Raw genomic sequence first — 16599 nt, 5'->3', positions numbered from 1 at the left:
GATCTTCCGGCTCCACGGCGGTGGAAATGCGGTCACAATCCCGTGAGGGTGCGGGTGGGGCGCAGGTGGAAGTTCAGCAATCCCCAGTCCCCACCCCAGTCGCTGCTGCTGGGGACGCTCTGCTTGCAGCGGTAGAGCATCCCGCTGTCGTCGACCGCGTGCAGTTCCATCCGACCGTGCGCCCCGTTCTTCTCCGCGGCGACGTGCCGGATCCGCAGGGTCCGCCCCTGGAACCTCGTCGGCAGCAGCTTCCACGGTGCCCAGCTCCCGCTGTGCGGTGTGGTCTCGAAACGCTGGTAGAGCCGCCCGTCGCCGTCGACGCCGAACAGGGCGAGCCGCCCGTCCATGTTCAGGGCCAGCTCGACGGCCTCGAACAGACCGTCCAACGGGAGCACCGGGCCCCATTCCTCCTCGGTCCGGGCGTTCGGGTGGTTCATCTTGCGCTGGACGAGCTGGCCGTCCTCGGTGATCCCGACCAGGACGGCACACCCGTCGCTGCCGGTCCGGACCGCCATCCGGGTCACCGCGCCACCGAGCTGGGTCCAGGGATTGCCCCAGCTGCCTCCGTCGGGTGCGTCCTGCCAGCGGTGCTGGATGAGCCCGGTGCTGAGGTTGGCGTACAAATGCAGGTTTCCCGATTGGTCGGTGGCCGCGGCCGCCGTGGCGACGACGCCGTCCAGCGGTTGGGGCGGGGTGTAGGTGCTGCTGTTGGGCGTGGTCTGCGAGCGGCGGGTGACGGCGCCCGAGCTGTCGACGGCGAAGAGTTCGATGCGCCCGTCCCGGTTGCCGGCCGTGGTGACCGACTGCCATCCGGAGCCCTGGTCGATCTTCGTCCAGGCCACCAGGTCCCCGCTGACGGTGCGCTGGTGGGTGTTCCAGAGGTTGCCCGCGGCGTCGACCCCGAAAAGCTCCAGCCGTCCGTCCAGGTTGCGGGCGGCCGCGATCGGGGAGCCGACCGGAATGGGTGCGTTGAGCGGGAAGGGCGCCGGCAGCAGGAGCTGGGTGTTGCGGTCCTCGAGCCGTCCCATCCGGCGGGTGATGGCGCGGGTGTCGCCCTCGGCGCCGACCTCGTGCGGGTCGTTGGTGGCCAGTTCGCGTCCCAGGGCGGCGAGCTGGATCGGGTCGTTGAGGTCCGCGCCGTGTGCCAGCGGCGCGTCCAGGTCGACCATGGTGGTGAAGATCGAGATCGTGGCCGGTCCGGCCGCGCCGCCGAACTCGCCCGCCTGCTGGGCCTCGGGGCTCGCGGCGATCTCGATGATGCGGCTCTGGATCGGCCAGTCGATGTGCGACGCGGTGCCGATCTCCCAGAACCCGCCGTTGAGCGCCTGCCCCCAGCCGGGGATAGGGCTTGATGTCGTTGCGGTGGGTGTGCCCGGTCACCAACGCGATCACGTTCGGGTAGGCCAGCAGGAGCCGGCGCAGCGCGTCGCCGGTCCACTGGACCGTGCCGACCAGGTCCGGTCGTCCCCTCGGCGGCTGGTCCGCGTTGTCCATCGTGTCCAGGGTGTGATGGCAGAAAATCACAAAGAGCTTATTTTGTACGCCGGGCTGGCTCACGATCGTCGAGCTCGCGCCGTCGGTGAGGCCCCGACCGGGAATGATCAGGTCCTCACCGGGACGGGTACCGCCCTTCGGCATGGTGATCGACGGCGGCGGGACGGTGGGGACGAGATAGGTCGAGCTGTTGGCCCGCAGCAGGGTCTCGAGCCAGGCCATCTGGGCCTCGGTGATCGACCCGCTCGCGCCGCCGTTGACGTTCACGGTGTTCAGCGTGATGAACTGGACCAGGTCGGAGTCGGCCGACGGGATGCTGTAGTGGGCCTCACCCCGCCCGGCGGTGAACCCGTGCCCGGCGGGGGTGCCGGTGGTGGTGAAGTGCTCCTGGACGAACGCACGCTGGCCGAGCAACCGGCGGTTGTCGTCCGGGGTGACGTTCACCCTGATCAGGTTCCGGGCGATGGCCAGCTTGTCGGTGAACCCGAAGTCGTCGTAGAGGGCCGGCAACGTGGCCGCGGTGTCGACGATCTTCTCGCCGCCGACCGCGACGTCCCGGGGGTCGCCGGTCCAGATCTGCTGAAGGTTCTCCGTCGAGAAGAAGTCGGGGTCCAGCGGCACGTTGCCCTGGACCTCTCCGTCGTGGTTGCCGTAAGCGGCATACCAGGGCATGCCCAGGCCGATCGACGTGTACGGCGCGCGGGCCGCCGCGAGCACACCGGGGATCCCGGGAAAACCGAGCTGTTTGTACTTGTCCGGCACGGTGGTGGCGGGAGCCCAGAACTCCGGGTCGTGGAAGCCGCTCGGATTCCCGCCGGCGAGGTTGGAGCCGACACTCTCGTCCACGCCGATGGCACCGGAGTCGGGGCGGATCATCTGCCCGCCGTCGAGCAGGTCGATGTACCAGCGGGTCTCGTTGTACTGGCAGTTGTCCGTCATGTCCCCGGTGACGATGGTGAAGCCGAGCGGAGTCCTGGTCCGCGGCCCGCTGGTCATCCCCCGGATGGCCTTGACCATGGCGTGCGTGAGATGCGTCGACAGGAATTCGTGCGGCCGGTACGCCGAGTCGAACGGGTAGGTGCCGAAGTGCGGAGCGCCGGAGTTCGCGTAGCGGTCCAGGAACTCGACCCGCGCGGGCGACTGGTCGTCCACGATGTGCAGGTCGGTGAACTGGACGAACGCCGTGATCGGCAACGTCACGTGGCCCGGGGTGCGCCGCATCTGGGTCTGGAGCAGATGCGGTTCTCCGTCGCCTTCGGTCAACTGCTGATAGCCGGCGGTCTTGTCGTAGCTCATCCGCTGAACCGTCCTGTCCCAGGACGTGATCGGTGGCGGGACGGGTGCCGCCACCGGAAGTACCGCGGCGTCGGTGGCATCGGCGGCGGTGGCCACGAGACCGTCCAGCAGACCCGAGGACAGGACGATCCCGGGACCGATGGCGGCCGCGCCGCGGAGCACTTGACGCCGGCTGAGACCGTGGCCGTCCGGTTGCGGGCCGGTCTCCGCGGAGTCTTCCTGGTGCTGACCCATGCCATGAGTCCCTTCGCTGACGCAGGTCCGGTGCCTACCGGCTCATCGACGAAGGCGTTCCATGCCGTTCCATCCATGCGGGTTCGCCGATGTTCACCGTGGTGCGACGCCGAACGGATCAGCCGGAGGGCCCGCAGTGAAGCGGCTCGGGAGCCGAGTGGGTCAGCCGCGGCGGCAGTTGTAGGCGACCTTGGTGCCGGCCTGGATCGGGGACGGCTCGATGAGGTTCAGCGTGGCGGTCTCGGTGGTTTTGCCGGTGCCGTCGAAGGTCCAGTGGAGCGTGAGGGTGGCGGTGCGCTGGCCGGTGCCGATCTGCTCGGTGAGCATGGTGCCGGGCTCCGCGTCCGTGCGGAACCACTGGTAGCGGAGCACGCCGCTCCGGCCGTTGGTGTGCACGGTGGCGACCACGTCGACGGTGACGTTGCAGCGGGTGCCGGCGGGACGGGGTACGGCCACCGTGACGCTCTCCACCTCCAGGGGCCGCAGCCGTTGCCAGAGGTAGAACCCGGCCACCACGACCAGTGCCAGGGTCAGCAGGCTGGAGAGCACCGACACCAGCCGGCGCCACACCGGGCGGGACCGTGTGGCGGGGGCGGCGGCCGGCCAGGCCGGGGTGGGCTGTGCGGCCACCGGCACGCCCGGCCCGAACCGCAATTCGCCGGCTGCTCGTACCGTCGGATTGTCATCGGCCGGGAGATGGACGGTCGAAGCGGACGGGCTGACCTGAGGGCCCGGGTCCGGCGCGGGCAACCGGGTGGTGCGGTTGGAGCCGCTGAAGCTGGCGGTCGCGTCCGGGTCGCCCAGGTACACCGTGGGGACCGGGCGGTCGACGGTCGCCCAGGGATCGACAGGTGGCGTCCGGTCGTCGAAGGGTCCGTCCGGGCGGGTCACGCCTGCCGTCCCCGCGCCGGCACCTGCTGCTGTGCAGTGGGCATGGCGTGCTCCTAACCGGGGGTGCAGATGTTGGTGAGGGTGACGTAGGCCGGCGACGCCGACCGGGCCGAGTTGCCGGCCGCGTCGACGGCGACCGCGGAGACCGGGACACGGGTGGCCGACCTCGGCATCGGCAGCGGGCCGAGCGTGCCGCGGAAGACCCCTCGGCCCACCGAATCCATCGCCACGGTCGAGGTGCTGCCGCCCAGGGTGTAGGCGAAGCTGACCTTCAACTCGCCCGGCTCGCTCACGTCGTCGGTGACGGTCACCGCGATGGTGCTCGTGCGGGTGCCGTACTGGCAGTTCTCCGCCTCCAGGGACGTCCCGCGCGCGCTGACCGTCCCCACGGTCGGGGCGGTGGTGTCCGGCGGGGGAGTCGGCGAGGTGCTGACCGAGGGGCTCGGCGAGGGCTTGGTGGGCGTGGGCTTGGTGGGCGTGGGCGCAGTGGTGGCTTCGACGGTGGGCGAGGTGGACGAGGCCGGGCTGGTGGTCACGGTCGGCGGCACCGTGGCGTCCGAGGCGGCGGGGGTCGGCGAGGTGCCCGGAAGGACCACGCTGGGCGCCGCGGCCACCACCGGATCGGCGGCGACCGGGCTGGCCTGGCCACCCGCGAGGGCCGGGGTCTCGTCGGCGGCGGCGTAGTGGTAGCCAGTCAGACCGATCAACAGGATCGCGACGAGGGCGCCGCCGGCCAGCACGGTCTTCTTGCGTACGCCGGAAGAACCGAGGGAACGGCCCGGGGTGTCGTCGGCGAGCGAGGTCGTGGCGAGGCTGGTGGCGCCCCCGCTGCCGTCGGGGAACGGCCACAGCAGGGCGAGCAGGGCGGCCCGGCGCGCCAGCTCGCGCAGCCCGCGGTCCTCCCAGTCCGGTCCGTACGCCGTGCCGGCCACCCGCTCCAGGTCGTCGAGGAAGGCGAGCGCGTGCTGTGGCCGGTCGGCGGGCTGCTTGGCCATGCCGTGCCGGAGCAGGTCGTGCACCGGGGCCGGTGCCGGATCGGTCGGGATGGGCGCGTTGGCGTGCTGATCGTGCAGGGCGAACACGTTCGGCCCGTCGTACGGCGGCTTGCCGGTGAGGCACTCGAAGAACGTGGCGGTGGCGGCGTAGATGTCGCAGGCGGGTGTCGCCGGCGCGCCCGTCCACTGCTCGGGGGCCATGTAGCGGGGTGTGCCGGAGACGACGGTGTCAGCGCCCTGACCGACCGGCGCGGCGATGCCGAAGTCGGCGAGCTTGCTCAGCCCGTCCTCGTTCACCAGCACGTTCTCCGGCTTGTAGTCGCGGTGCACGACACCGTGGGCGTGCGCCGCGGCCAGCCCGGAGAGAGAGCCTTTCAGTACGCAGAGCGCCGCCTCAGGGCCGGTCGGGCCGTGCTCGCGCAGCATGTGCCGCAGCGACACCCCGTTGACCAGCTCCATCACGATCGCCGCGCCGTCGGCCGACTCGACGTACTCGTAGAGCCGGGACACGTACGGATCGTCGATCTCCGCGAGCAGCTGCGCCTCGCGCCGGAAAGCGGCCCGGAACGAGGCGTCGTCGCCGAGATCGCGGATCAGGTACTTGATCGCGACCGGGGTGCCGGTCGCGTCGTGGGTGGCGAGGACGACGCTGCCCGACGCACCGGCGCCGAGCGGGCGAACAGGCGTGTAGCCGGACAGCTGCCAGCCGTTCATTCGGGGCACTCCACCATCCATGGGGGCGGATGTCTGGCTCCGCCGCGCGGACCATTCTGGTCGTGAGAAAACCATATTGGATCCGCGCAACGGCTGCTTCCGCCGACCGGTCGGGCGACCCCGCCCGCGCCCAGGGGTTTCTCGGCCTACTGGACCAGCCGGAAGTTGGGGATCTTCGGCTGCCGGTCCGCGCGGGGCTGCCGGATGTCCTGCACGACGGCGCCCTCGGGGATTGTCGTGCGGGAGACGCCGATGCCCTGCAAGCAGTGATCGCACCAGAAATGCGCGTATCCGATCATGCTGTCGAGGTCGCCGGTGAAAACCACCTGAAGGCATTGGTGCGCACAGTGGGGGCAGGGCATCAGCAGGGGCCCGGGCACGGTGTCGTAAGCCGCGCTGTAGGCGTCGAGCCACGCGTCGTAGTCCGCCATCATCGTCTCCTCGATTAGGGACGGATCGGCCGATTATTCCGTCGCGGCGACGAGTTGTCAGGGCTGTCAGCGATGCGGGGTCAGCTGCGGCCGAGCATCTCCGCGGTCAGGACATTGCCGCCCAGGCCCCAGCCGCCTTCGGCGACCTCGTCGACCAGGACCAGGGTGGTCGCGCGGGCGCGTTCGCCGTACACCTCGGCGTAGGCGTCGGTGACGGCGTCGATGAGCTTCTTCTTCGATTCCGGGGTCAAGGTGTCCGCGGGAACCTTCAGGTTGGCGAATGGCATGGTCATTTCTCCTTTGGTACGGACGATGACGTCAACAGATCCTCGATGCCGAGGCGGTGGTAGAACTCTCCGCGGATACGGTCCGCGACGGCCGAGACCACCTCGCTGCCGTCCTGGCTCGGGTCCACGTGGGTGCGGAACGGCCGCGCAGAGGCGGGCAGGCCGATGACCCGGACGATCTCGTCGGCCACCGACTGCACGTCGGCGTCCGGCGGGATCAGGGCGGCCAGCCGCTGGTCGATCTCGGAGCGGAGCACGCCGTAGAGGGGTTCGTAGGCGGCCTCCCGCTCCCGATCGGCCGGGTGGCCGGCGTGCAGGAAGTGGTTGGTGCCCGAGGTGAAGGCGCCGGGGACCACGATGGTGGTGCCGATCCCGAACCGGATCAGCTCGGCCGCGTAGCTCTCGGCCAGGGCGTCCATCGCCGCCTTGGCCGCGAAATACGGTGCGAGGAAGGGCGGGTGGCCGCCGCGGGTGGAGGAGCTGCCGACCCAGACGAGCAGCCCGGAGCCCTGCCCACGCAGCACCGGCAGGGCGGCCCGGTTGACCCGCTGGGTGCCGACCACGTTGACGTCGTAGACGTCGGTGAGCTGCTCGGGGGTGAACGCCTCGGCCGGCCCGAGCACCATGTGGCCGGCGTTGTGCACGACCACGTCGAGGCGGGTGTGGCGCTCGACGATCGCGGCGACGGCCGCGTCGGCGGAGGGCTGCGACTGGACGTCCAGGTCGACCGCCGAGACCGCCAGGCTCTCCGCGGCCGCGAGCTGGTCGAACGCCGCGGCTGCCGGAGCGTTGCGGCCGGCGGTGGCGCGCATGCCGGCGACGACGGTGTGCCCGGCGCGGGCCAGCGCCTCCGCGGTCAGCCGCCCGAAGCCGCTGGAGGCGCCGGTGACGAGCACGACGGCCATCAGATGATCCCGCCGTTGGCGCGGACGACCTGGCCGTTGACCCAGCGCCCGCCCGGCCCGGCCAGGAACGCGACGACCGCGGCGATGTCGGCCGGGGTGCCGAGCCGTTCGAGCGGGGGTTGTTTGGCCAGGTGCTCGATGGTCGCCTCGTCCTTGCCCTCGAGGAACAGGTCGGTGGCGGTCGGCCCCGGCGCGACGGCGTTGACGGTGATGTCCCGGCCGCGCAGCTCCCGCGCGAGGACCAGGGTCATCGCCTCGACGGCGCCCTTGCTGGCGGCGTAGCCGCCGTAGCCGGGGAACTGCAGGCCGACGACCGAGGTGGACAGCAGCACGACCGCGCCGCCCGGGCGCAGCCGGCGGGCCGCCTCGCGCGCCACGACGAAGGTGCCCCGGATGTTGGTGCGGTGCATGGCGTCGAGGTCGTCCAGGTCCAGCTCGGCGATCGGGGACAGCGCCATCCGGCCGGCGGAGTTGACGACGACGTCGACACCGCCGAAGGTCCGCGTGGCGGTGTCGAACAGGGCCGCCACGGCGTCCTCGTCGGCGACGTCGGCCCGGACCGCGACGGCCTGCCCGCCGGCGGCGGTGATCTCGTCGACGACCTGCTTCGCCGCGACCTCGTTGCCGGCGTAGCCCACGACGACGGCCTGGCCGGCCGCGGCGAGGGAGGTGGCGATGGCGCGGCCGATGCCACGGGAAGCGCCGGTGACGACGGCGACTCGGTGCTCTGTCATGGTTGCACTCCAAGATCAGTAGTGGCGATAGCGTTGTTGCGTATCGCTGATATGACGACCGTAGCACGGTGCTCGGATCGTTGCTAGCGATGTGACGTAGCATTGATTCATGAGTGACGAGGAAGACCCCGGACGGTCCCGCCGCCGACGTGGCACCGCCGGCCAGGCCGACGACACGAGCGTCCGGACGGCGCTCATCGAGGCCGCCGAGCGGCAGCTCGCCGCGTCCGCGGACGGCGACATCGCCACCCGGGCGGTGAGCGAGGAGGCCGGGGTCAGCCAGCCGGTGCTGTACCGGTTGTTCGGCGACAAGCGCGGCCTGCTCGACGCGGTCGCCGATGCCGGCTTCGACCGGTACGCCCGGCGCAAGGCCGACCTCGAGGCCACCGGCGACCCGGTCGCCGACCTGTATGCCGGCTGGGACGACCACATGGCCTTCGCCGCCGAGAATCCCGCTCTCTACCGGCTGATGTTCGCCCCGCGCCCGCAGTCGGCCGCGACGGCCTACCGGCGCATCCTGGACCTGCTGGAGAGCACCCTGCTGCGCTGTGCCGCTCGCGGAGCCCTCGCCACCACGCCGCAGTCGGCGGCCCAGCTGATCCTGCCGGTCAACATCGGCGTGGCTCTCAGCCGGATCGCCCAGCCCGCGCTGTTCGGCGATCCGGCGCTGTCACACACGGCCCGCGATGCCGTCTTCGCCGCCGTCCTGGCCGATCCCGCCGCGCCGAGCGGCCCGGATCCGGTCCGCGCCGCCGCCCGACAGCTTCGTTCCCAGCTCGCCCTGACCGGAACTGATCGGCTCGAACCGGCGGAGACGGCCCTGCTCGACCGCTGGCTCGACCGGATCGACCAGCCCGGCTGACCCGGAGCCTGTGCCTGCCAGGGGTACCCCCGAGCAGGTGTGGTTAGGTCCTCTCCCGCGCTCCATGCTTCTCGGCATGAAGCACCCGAGAATCACCCGTGCACTGCTGGTCGCGGCCGTCCTGGCCTCCGGGGCGTTCCCGCCCATGGCGGCGAGCGCCGCCCCGGCCCGGCCGGTCGCCAAGGCCGCCGCCGTGGTCCACTTCGACCTCGCCGCCGGGCAGATGCCGGAGAACATCGTCCCGGACCGCGACGGCGGCGTCGACGTCACGTTCGCCGGTGCGCGCCAGGTCGCGCGCATCGACAACCAGGGAAAGGTACGGGTGCTGGCCACGCTGCCCGCCCCGGCCGACCCGGCAGCCGTGACGCCGCTGCTCGGTTTCCCGCTCACCACCGGCCTGGTGCGCGACGGCCGCACCTTCTACGTGCTTTACGCGACCGGATCCGCGAAGGAGACCGGCGTCTGGACGTTCACCGAGGGCAACCCGCCCCGCAAGCTCGCCGACCTGCCCGCCGACGGCCTGCCCAACGGCCTCGCCCGGGACGGCCGGACCGGCACGCTCTACGTGACCGACTCGGCGAAGGGCGCCGTCTACGCCGTCACACCCAAGGGCCGCGTGGAGGTCTTCAGCACCGACGCGGCACTCGCGCCGGCCGGTTTCTTCGGTGTCAACGGCGCCAAGGTCCGCGACGGCCACCTCTACGTGTCCAACTTGGATCAGGGCGCCCTGCTGCGCACCCCGATGAGTGGCCGCACGGCCGGGGTCTTCACGACGGTCGCCTCCGGGCTGGCCGGCATCGACGACTTCGCCTTCACCGGCCACGGCGACCAGGTCCTCGCCAGCCTCGTCACCGAGAACAAGGTGGTCCTCGCCGGCGGCGGCAGGCCGGTCAGCACCGTGCTGACCGCCGCCGACGGCCTGTCCAACCCCACGTCCGTCCTGCTCCGCGGCGGCACGGCGTACGTGCCGAGCGCCGCCTACACCACCCAGAACGACCCCAACCTGCTCATCCTGCGGCTCGGCAGGGGCCGCCACTGAGGATCTAGCCCGCGGTGTAGCCCTCGAACGCGTGGACGCCGTCGTAGGAACCGTCGGCGTTCGCGCGGTTCGTGTTGAAGTAGAGCGTGCCGTCGCTGATGCCCACGCCCTCGATCTCGAACGCCGTGTACTTCGAGGACGTGATGCGGAACGAGAGGTCGGTGGCCGCCGGCGCGGTCCCGGTCGTCGCCGGTGACACGTTGCGGTAGACGAGCACGATGCTGCGGTTGTCCTTGGTCAGCGGGTTGTAGAGCACCTTGTCGGTCGCGTCGTAGAAGAAGCCCTGGCTGGCGAAGGTTCCCAGGTCCGGCACCGTGGCGCCGTTGACGAGGGCATCGTCGACCTGCAGGTCGAACGCCTTGGTCAGCTCGATGGTGCCGGAGGAGGCGCGCAGCGGCAGACTGCCGTTGTAGAGCGTCCTGCCGCTCTTGAACATGAACGTGATCGCCGTGCTGGTGACCGCGACCCGGCTGATCCCGGACGGTGACTTGGTCACCCCGTCGAGGCTGATCTGGTACGAACCGGCCTTGTAGTAGGTGGTCCCGTCGTAACGCAGCTTCACCAGCTGCGCGCCGGTCGCCGCCATCGTCACGACGAACAGGTGGTGCTCCCCGTCGATGTCGACGATCGTCATGTCGTTGCCGTGCCCGAGCCACGTGTTCGTCGACGTGTCGTCGGTGCCGTTGGTCATCACCACGGTGGTGCCGGTGGACTTGTTCGTCCGGTAGATGACCGAGACGTCGTCCTCATTGGTGTGGTTCTTGACCGAGTAGAGATAGGTGGCTCCGGCGGCGAAGCCCTGCACCCCGGTGCAGCAGCTGACGTTCGGCAGCAGGGCGATGTCGGAGTACGTGTTGTAGTAAGCGGCCTGAGCCGCGACAGCCGGGCCGCCGGCCACCATGGCCAGCGCCAGGCCGAAAATCACTGCTGCGCGAGACAGTCCCACCTTGAGCAATGGATTCCCCTTCGTCGATCCTGCGCGAATACCGTGATCTTGCCGGAGCCGGCCGCGTGCGCCAGATCCGGCCCCGATGCGAGGGTGCCGGGATCGCGGTTCCCGGGCCGCAGGCTCCCGGTCGTCCGTAAGAAGACGGTAAGCCGCGTGAGCGTGGTGATCATGAATCGGCAGCCGTTGACTGGAACGGTGATTCAGCGACTTTTCACCAGGCCGGCCGCCTGGGCCGTCATCGCGGTGTTCGGCATCGGCGGCGCAGGCGCGTTCTCCTGGTTCCAGCCGTGGCGGTTGTTCACCGACACCGTCGTGACCGACACCCTGGCGAGTGTCCCGTCCAGGGCGCCGCAACCGGCCGGGACCCTTCCCGGCCCGGCGGAGGTCGCCGCGACGACCGTGATCGCGCAGGGCTCGTTCGTCACTCATGAGCACGACACCAGCGGTGCGGCCCGGGTGGTGCGCAACGCGGACGGCTCCCACCAGCTGGAACTGGTCGGCCTGGACACCAGTGACGGCCCGGACCTGCGGGTGTGGCTCTCCGACCAGCGGGTGCGCGCCGGAACCGCCGGGTGGCGGGTGTTCGACGACGGCAGACACGTGGAGTTGGGCAAACTCAAGGGCAACCACGGCGACCAGGTCTACCGGCTCGCTGCCGACGTCGATCCCAGCGCGTTCCGCAGCGTCAGCATCTGGTGCAAGCGGTTCTCGGTCTCGTTCGGAGCAGCCGAGCTGAAACCGTAGCGGTGCCGGTGAGCTCGGCCGAGACCGCCGGGTGGCGGTCACCCGAGGCCAACGGTCGGGTACCCGTCACTTCTTGTTACTCGCCCGTATCGACTGGCGACCCTACTCTGGTCACCGATGGCGCTGCGATTTTCGGTGCTGGGTCCGGTCCGGGCCTGGTTGAACGACACCGAGCTGGAGTTGGGGCCGCCCAAGCAACGGGCGCTCCTCGCCATTCTGCTGATCAATGCCGGTCACCCTCTGTCACTGCATGAGATCATCGCGGTGCTCTGGGGCGGGGAGCCGCCGGATACCGCGGACAATCTGGTGCACCGCTACGTGGGGGCGTTGCGACGGCTGTTCGAGCCCGATCTGACCGGCCGGGGCGCCTCGTCGGTGCTGGTCCGGGGCTCGGGCGGCTACCGCCTGGACGTCGAGCCGGCGGCCGTGGACGTGCTGCGGTTCCGGGAGCTGCGCCGGGTGGCCGAGAGGGGCGAGCCCGCGGCGGCCGCCGGGACGCTGCTGTCCGCGCTGGAGCTGTGGCGCGGGCCGGTCGCCGCGGACATCCCGGCCGAGGTCCGGATGCGCCCGGCGTTCACCCTGGTCGAGGCGGAGCGGCTGGCCGTGGTCCGGTCGGCGGCCGAGCACGCCCCGGCCGCCGGGGCGGAGATGGCCGAGCGGGTGCTGCTCGTGGTCCGCCAAGCGGCCGCCGAGCACCGGCTGGACGAGCTGCTGCAGGCCCGGCTGATGCTGGTGCTCGCGGCGACCGGCCGGCAAGCGGAGGCGCTGGAGGTCTACCGCGCCACGCACCGGCTGCTCACCGAGGACCTGGGCCTGGACCCGGGCCCGGACCTGCGGGCCGCCCACCAGCTTGTGCTGCGACCGGAACAAGCCGGGGAGACAGACCCGGAACCCGATCGCGGGACGGGGCAAGAGGCGGTCAAGAAGCCCGCCCAACTCCCCGCCGACCTGGCGGTCTTCGCCGGGCGGCGGCACGAGCTCGACCTGCTCCCCGACCCCACCGGCGAGCCCGGGCCCGCCACCGTGGTCACCATCGGGGGGATGGGTGGCTCCGGCAAGACCACGCTCGCCGTGCACTGGGCCCACCGGATCGCCGAACACTTCCCCGACGGCCAGCTCTACATCGACCTGCACGGCTTCCACCCCAGCCGGGCGATGATCAGCCCGGCCGACGCGCTGCACTCGTTCCTCGGCGCGCTCGGCGTCCCGGCCAACGGCATCCCCGCCACCCTCGAAGCGCAGACCGCCCTCTTCCGCAGCCTGCTCGCCGGCCGCCGGGTGCTGATCGTGCTCGACAACGCCCGCGACAGCGAGCAGGTCCGGCCGCTGCTGCCCGGCGCGCCCGGCTGCCTCACCGTCGTGACCAGCAGACATCAACTGTACGACCTGGTCACCGGCCACGGCGCCACCGCGATCACGCTGGAACGGCTGCCCTCCGCGGACGCCATCGAGCTGCTCTCCCGGCGGCTCGGCGCGCCGCGGGTGACCCGGGAGCCGGCCGCCGCCGCCGAGATCGCCGAGCTGGCCGGCCGGATCCCGCTGACCCTGGCCATGGTGTGCGCCCGCGCCGCGATGAACCCGCGGTTCTCGCTCGCCGCGATCGCCGGTGAACTGCGCGAGTCGCACGGGAGCCTCGACGCGTTCGAGGGAGAGTCGGAGCGCTCCGGCGTACGATCGGTGTTTGATTGGTCCTATCAGGTCCTGAGCCCCGCGGCGGCCCGGATGTTCCGGCTGATCGCCCTGCATCCGGGGCCGGAGTGCACGACGGCGGCCGCGGCGAGCCTGGCCGGGACGCCGATCGGCAAGGTCCGGCAGCCCCTCGCCGAACTGCTCCGGGCGAACCTGATCGCCGAGCCCGAGCCCGGCCGGTACGGATGCCACGACCTGCTGCGCGCGTATGCCCGGGAAGTCGAGGACACGACCGACGACTCCGGGGACGCGCGCCGGCGGATGCTCGACCACTACCTGCACGCCGCCGTCGCCGCGGGCGTCATGCTGTTCCCCGGCCGGGAGCGGCTCCCGCTGGACGCGCCGGCCGAGGGCACGGTGATGATCGAGTTCCGTGACGGCGGCGAGGCGGCCGCCTGGTTCGGCACCGAACGTCCGGTCCTGCTCGCCGCGATCAAGCAGAACGCGATGGCCGGCGACGGGTACGCCTGGCAGCTCGCCGTCGCCCTGGAGATGTACCTGGACCGCACCGGCTCGTGGCTGGTGCAGTGGGAGATCCAGGCGGCCGCCCGGGCCTCCGCGCTGGCCCTGGTCGACCGGTACGCCCTGGCCTGCACCGAACGGTCGCTGGGTTTCGTCGAGGGACGCTTGCGCCGGTGGCCCGAGGCGGACCGGCACCTGCGGCACGCGGTGGAGCTGTTCGCCGAGCTCGGTGACGGCAACGGCGAGGCGCGTGCCCACCGGCTGCTCGCGTTCCTGCTCAACCAGCGTGAGCAGTACGCCGTCGCGCTGGGGCACTACCGGGCGGCGGCCGAGCTCTACCGGGCGACCGGCTGGCAGTCCGGGCTGGCGCACGTGTTCAACGAGACCGGCTGGACCTACATCCTGCTCGGCGACTACCCGAAGGCCCTCGCCGAGTGTCATCGGGCGATCGAGGCGCATCGGGCGATCGGCGACCGCAACGGCGAGGGCGCGGCCTGGGACAGCGTCGGGTACGCCGAGCACCACCTCGGGGCGTACGACAAAGCTCTGATCTCCTTCGGTCACGCGCTGCGGCTCTATCGCCTGGTGCACGACCGCTACCTCCAGGCGGACACGCTCGTCCACATGGGCGACGCGCACGAGGGCGCCGGCCGCCCGGCGCGAGCCGAGGGGTACTGGCGCGAGGCGCTGGTGATCCTCGACGAGCTCAGCCATCCCGACGCGTCCGGGATCCGCGACAGGCTGCGCCGCCGTGTCGTGCGCGCGGTCGCTTAGACCGTTTCGCGGAACCCTGGCGGGGCGCCGACGGCCGGTTGCCGGAAAAACTCCTGGACCTGCCGAAACACCGCACGGTCAGAGCACGGTCAGAAATCGGTAAGTCCCTGCTGCCTACGGTCGCGCCCGACCGACGCCTCGAGACAGGGACCCCGCCACCATGGCCACCATCACCGACCCGCGGCCGCAGCAGCTGGACGACCTCGTCGCCGAGCACGCGGCGCCCGTGCTCAGCTACGTCCGGACCCTGGTCAGCGACCACCACCTGGCCGAGGACATCGTGCAGGAGACGCTGATCCGGGCCTGGCGGCACCACGAGCGCCTGCTCACCAACGAGGGCTCGGTGCGCGGCTGGCTGCTCACCGTGGCCCGCAACCTGGCGATCGACTGGCTGCGCAGCGCCGCGAACCGGCACGAGAGCCTGGCCGGCCCGGACCGGGACCGCGCCGAACCGGACCACGCCGACGCCGTGGTCGCCACCGCCGAGGCGACCGCGCTGCTGTCCCGGCTCTCCACCGAGCACCAGACGGTCCTGCTGCACACCACGATGGCCGGGCGCACGGCGCTGGAGACCTCGCGCATCCTGGGCGTACCGGTCGGCACGATCAAATCCCGCCAGCATTACGCGCTCAACGTCCTGCGCAAGTCCCGGATCAGGCCGGAACGCTGAGGGCCGGAACGGTCAGCTCGACCCCGAGCACCGGGATCTCCACGGTCCCGTCCGGCCCGGCGTGCCACCGCCAGTGCGCGCTCGTCCCGGCATCACCGCAGACCAGGCCGGTCCATCCGGCGCCCCGGCTGCCGCACAACGCGGTCAGGGCGCCGATCTGCCGCGCGTCCGGGGTCCCGGCGACCACGATCAGCCCGCCCACCGGCCCGCGCTCGGCTACGCCTCGCAACGGACCATGCGATCCGGTCACGGTCCGCGCCATCGGCGTTTCCTTCAGGGGTACGACCTCAAGACCGGCCGGCACCACCAGGGGTGCGGCCCCGTCCGTGGACGGGAACACCATCACCGGGGTGCCGGGACGCAACCGGGCGACCTCGCCGAGCACGTTCTGCACCACGTCGCGCGCGACCCGCTGGTCACCGGTCACGCTGAGCACGCCGTCGAGCCGGCTCAGGTCGACGAAGACTGCCTCACCGGCGGCGTCCGCACCCGCCCGGACCAGGCACGCGGTCGACAGCTCGGGCAGTCCGGCGCCGCGCCAGGAGTTGTCGGCCGTCCGGTGCCAGCGCGTGCTGTCCGCCTGCTGCCACGGGGTGGTCAGCTCGTCGGCCGCGGTCAGCCACACCGAGGCGCCGCTCCGGTCGAGCTGGATCGCGTGCACCAGCCCCTCCTGGCCGGGCGCGGCGGCCGCCGCCTCGCCGGCCGTGTCGTAGGCGCGGCGCACCGACTCGCCGTCGGCGGCGAACCGTTCGGCCAGCACCCGGCGGGCGGCCAACCGGCGACGGCGGCGACCGGGTTCGCGGACCGCGTGCACGATCCGGCGGGCACCGGCGGCCACCTGACGCCGGCTCAGGATCGCGGCCGTGATCAGGGCGAGCAGCAGTGCGGCCACGATCGCGAGGGCGGCTGCCAGGGAGAAGCTCACCGTCGTACCGGAAGCCTGATCTTGATTTGGATCTTGATTTTGGGGTTGGCCGGCGGTCTCGCGGGCCTGCTTCACGTCCGGTCCGGAGGCGTCCTGCGGCAGGCGCAGGATCCAGCCCGGGTGCAGCGGCTCGTCCGCGGTGGCCAGCGCCGCGCCGTCGGGCTGCGGACGGCCGCGGTTCAGCTCGAAGATCTCGCCGGCCCGGCGCTGGTCGCCGAGAGTGCCGGCCGCGATCGCCGGCAGCGTCTGGCTCGCGTCCGTCACCACGAAAACCTTGACCAGATCACCCTCGTCGGCGGCGGCCGGACCCGCGCCGACGACCGCCACCCAGCCCGCCATCACCAGGACCAGGACGGTCCGCAGAAGCGAAGACATGACACCCCTCTCGGTAAGCGACAACTACACGGGGCCGGACGGCCGAAGGGTTCGACGAAAAAAGTTCGAACCATCCGGAGCAGACGTCCCGTGTGTCCCCCGACGACGAGCACGGCGAGAGGTGGAGGA

Annotated in this window: 16 protein-coding genes; 7 read left to right on the top strand and 9 right to left on the bottom strand. The window is 71.5% G+C overall.

The window, feature by feature from the left end:
• Window positions 1-32: 32 nt before the first annotated feature.
• Window positions 33-1169 carry a DUF8189 domain-containing protein gene (locus Apa02nite_RS03045; protein ID WP_203823714.1) on the bottom strand — a complete coding sequence of 379 codons (1137 nt, stop codon included), beginning with the start codon at window positions 1167-1169 and terminating at the stop codon, window positions 33-35.
• Between the two features lie 515 nt (window positions 1170-1684).
• Between Apa02nite_RS03045 and Apa02nite_RS51835 the strand changes: the two genes are divergently transcribed.
• On the top strand, window positions 1685-1816 hold the full coding sequence (locus Apa02nite_RS51835) for a hypothetical protein (protein ID WP_275412419.1): 132 nt from the start codon (window positions 1685-1687) through the stop codon (window positions 1814-1816).
• A 528-nt stretch (window positions 1817-2344) separates the two neighbouring features.
• A complete protein-coding gene (locus Apa02nite_RS03040; protein ID WP_203823713.1) occupies window positions 2345-2572 on the top strand; it encodes a hypothetical protein in 228 nt (75 codons plus the stop codon).
• Window positions 2573-3186: 614 nt separating this feature from the next.
• Here Apa02nite_RS03040 and Apa02nite_RS03035 read toward each other — a convergent pair.
• The 6 genes from Apa02nite_RS03035 to Apa02nite_RS03010 form a co-directional block, all read right to left on the bottom strand.
• Window positions 3187-3915, bottom strand: a complete 729-nt coding sequence (locus Apa02nite_RS03035; protein ID WP_203823712.1) for a hypothetical protein — start codon at window positions 3913-3915, stop codon at window positions 3187-3189.
• Window positions 3916-3968: 53 nt separating this feature from the next.
• Window positions 3969-5624 carry a serine/threonine-protein kinase gene (locus Apa02nite_RS03030; protein ID WP_203823711.1) on the bottom strand — a complete coding sequence of 552 codons (1656 nt, stop codon included), beginning with the start codon at window positions 5622-5624 and terminating at the stop codon, window positions 3969-3971.
• A gap of 146 nt (window positions 5625-5770) precedes the next feature.
• The gene (locus tag Apa02nite_RS03025) at window positions 5771-6055 is read right to left on the bottom strand and encodes a hypothetical protein (protein ID WP_239164078.1); all 285 of its coding nucleotides are present in this window, start codon (window positions 6053-6055) and stop codon (window positions 5771-5773) included.
• Window positions 6056-6135: 80 nt separating this feature from the next.
• Window positions 6136-6342 (bottom strand): 4-oxalocrotonate tautomerase family protein, encoded by a 207-nt coding sequence (locus Apa02nite_RS03020; RefSeq protein ID WP_067708838.1) that lies wholly within the window; start codon window positions 6340-6342, stop codon window positions 6136-6138.
• Between the two features lie 2 nt (window positions 6343-6344).
• Complete coding sequence (locus tag Apa02nite_RS03015) at window positions 6345-7247, bottom strand: SDR family NAD(P)-dependent oxidoreductase (protein ID WP_203823709.1); 903 nt, start codon at window positions 7245-7247, stop codon at window positions 6345-6347.
• Window positions 7247-7981 carry an SDR family oxidoreductase gene (locus Apa02nite_RS03010; protein WP_203823708.1) on the bottom strand — a complete coding sequence of 245 codons (735 nt, stop codon included), beginning with the start codon at window positions 7979-7981 and terminating at the stop codon, window positions 7247-7249. Before Apa02nite_RS03010 ends, Apa02nite_RS03015 begins: the two co-directional genes overlap by 1 nt.
• A 109-nt stretch (window positions 7982-8090) precedes the next feature.
• Here Apa02nite_RS03010 and Apa02nite_RS03005 point away from each other — a divergent pair, with 109 nt between their 5' ends.
• Both Apa02nite_RS03005 and Apa02nite_RS03000 read left to right on the top strand, forming a co-directional pair.
• The gene (locus tag Apa02nite_RS03005; RefSeq protein ID WP_203823707.1) at window positions 8091-8843 is read left to right on the top strand and encodes a TetR/AcrR family transcriptional regulator; all 753 of its coding nucleotides are present in this window, start codon (window positions 8091-8093) and stop codon (window positions 8841-8843) included.
• A 76-nt stretch (window positions 8844-8919) separates the two neighbouring features.
• Window positions 8920-9882 carry a hypothetical protein gene (locus Apa02nite_RS03000; protein WP_203823706.1) on the top strand — a complete coding sequence of 321 codons (963 nt, stop codon included), beginning with the start codon at window positions 8920-8922 and terminating at the stop codon, window positions 9880-9882.
• Between the two features lie 4 nt (window positions 9883-9886).
• On the opposite strand, the gene Apa02nite_RS02995 is transcribed toward Apa02nite_RS03000, so the two are convergent.
• The gene (locus tag Apa02nite_RS02995) at window positions 9887-10828 is read right to left on the bottom strand and encodes a hypothetical protein (protein WP_239164077.1); all 942 of its coding nucleotides are present in this window, start codon (window positions 10826-10828) and stop codon (window positions 9887-9889) included.
• A 198-nt stretch (window positions 10829-11026) separates the two neighbouring features.
• Here Apa02nite_RS02995 and Apa02nite_RS02990 point away from each other — a divergent pair, with 198 nt between their 5' ends.
• From Apa02nite_RS02990 to Apa02nite_RS02980, 3 genes are all read left to right on the top strand, one after another.
• Entirely contained in the window at window positions 11027-11575 is a 549-nt protein-coding gene (locus tag Apa02nite_RS02990) for a DM13 domain-containing protein (protein ID WP_373872813.1), read from the top strand.
• Between the two features lie 117 nt (window positions 11576-11692).
• Window positions 11693-14500, top strand: coding sequence for an AfsR/SARP family transcriptional regulator (locus tag Apa02nite_RS02985; RefSeq protein WP_203823705.1), 2808 nt, complete (start codon window positions 11693-11695; stop codon window positions 14498-14500).
• Window positions 14501-14660: 160 nt separating this feature from the next.
• On the top strand, window positions 14661-15170 hold the full coding sequence (locus Apa02nite_RS02980; RefSeq protein ID WP_203823704.1) for a sigma-70 family RNA polymerase sigma factor: 510 nt from the start codon (window positions 14661-14663) through the stop codon (window positions 15168-15170).
• Here Apa02nite_RS02980 and Apa02nite_RS02975 read toward each other — a convergent pair.
• Window positions 15154-16470 (bottom strand): hypothetical protein, encoded by a 1317-nt coding sequence (locus tag Apa02nite_RS02975; protein WP_203823703.1) that lies wholly within the window; start codon window positions 16468-16470, stop codon window positions 15154-15156. The genes Apa02nite_RS02980 and Apa02nite_RS02975 overlap by 17 nt on opposite strands.
• Window positions 16471-16599 lie beyond the last annotated feature (129 nt).

Source organism: Actinoplanes palleronii (assembly GCF_016862315.1).
GTDB lineage: Bacteria > Actinomycetota > Actinomycetes > Mycobacteriales > Micromonosporaceae > Actinoplanes > Actinoplanes palleronii.
This window is presented reverse-complemented; position numbering and strand designations above follow the sequence as displayed.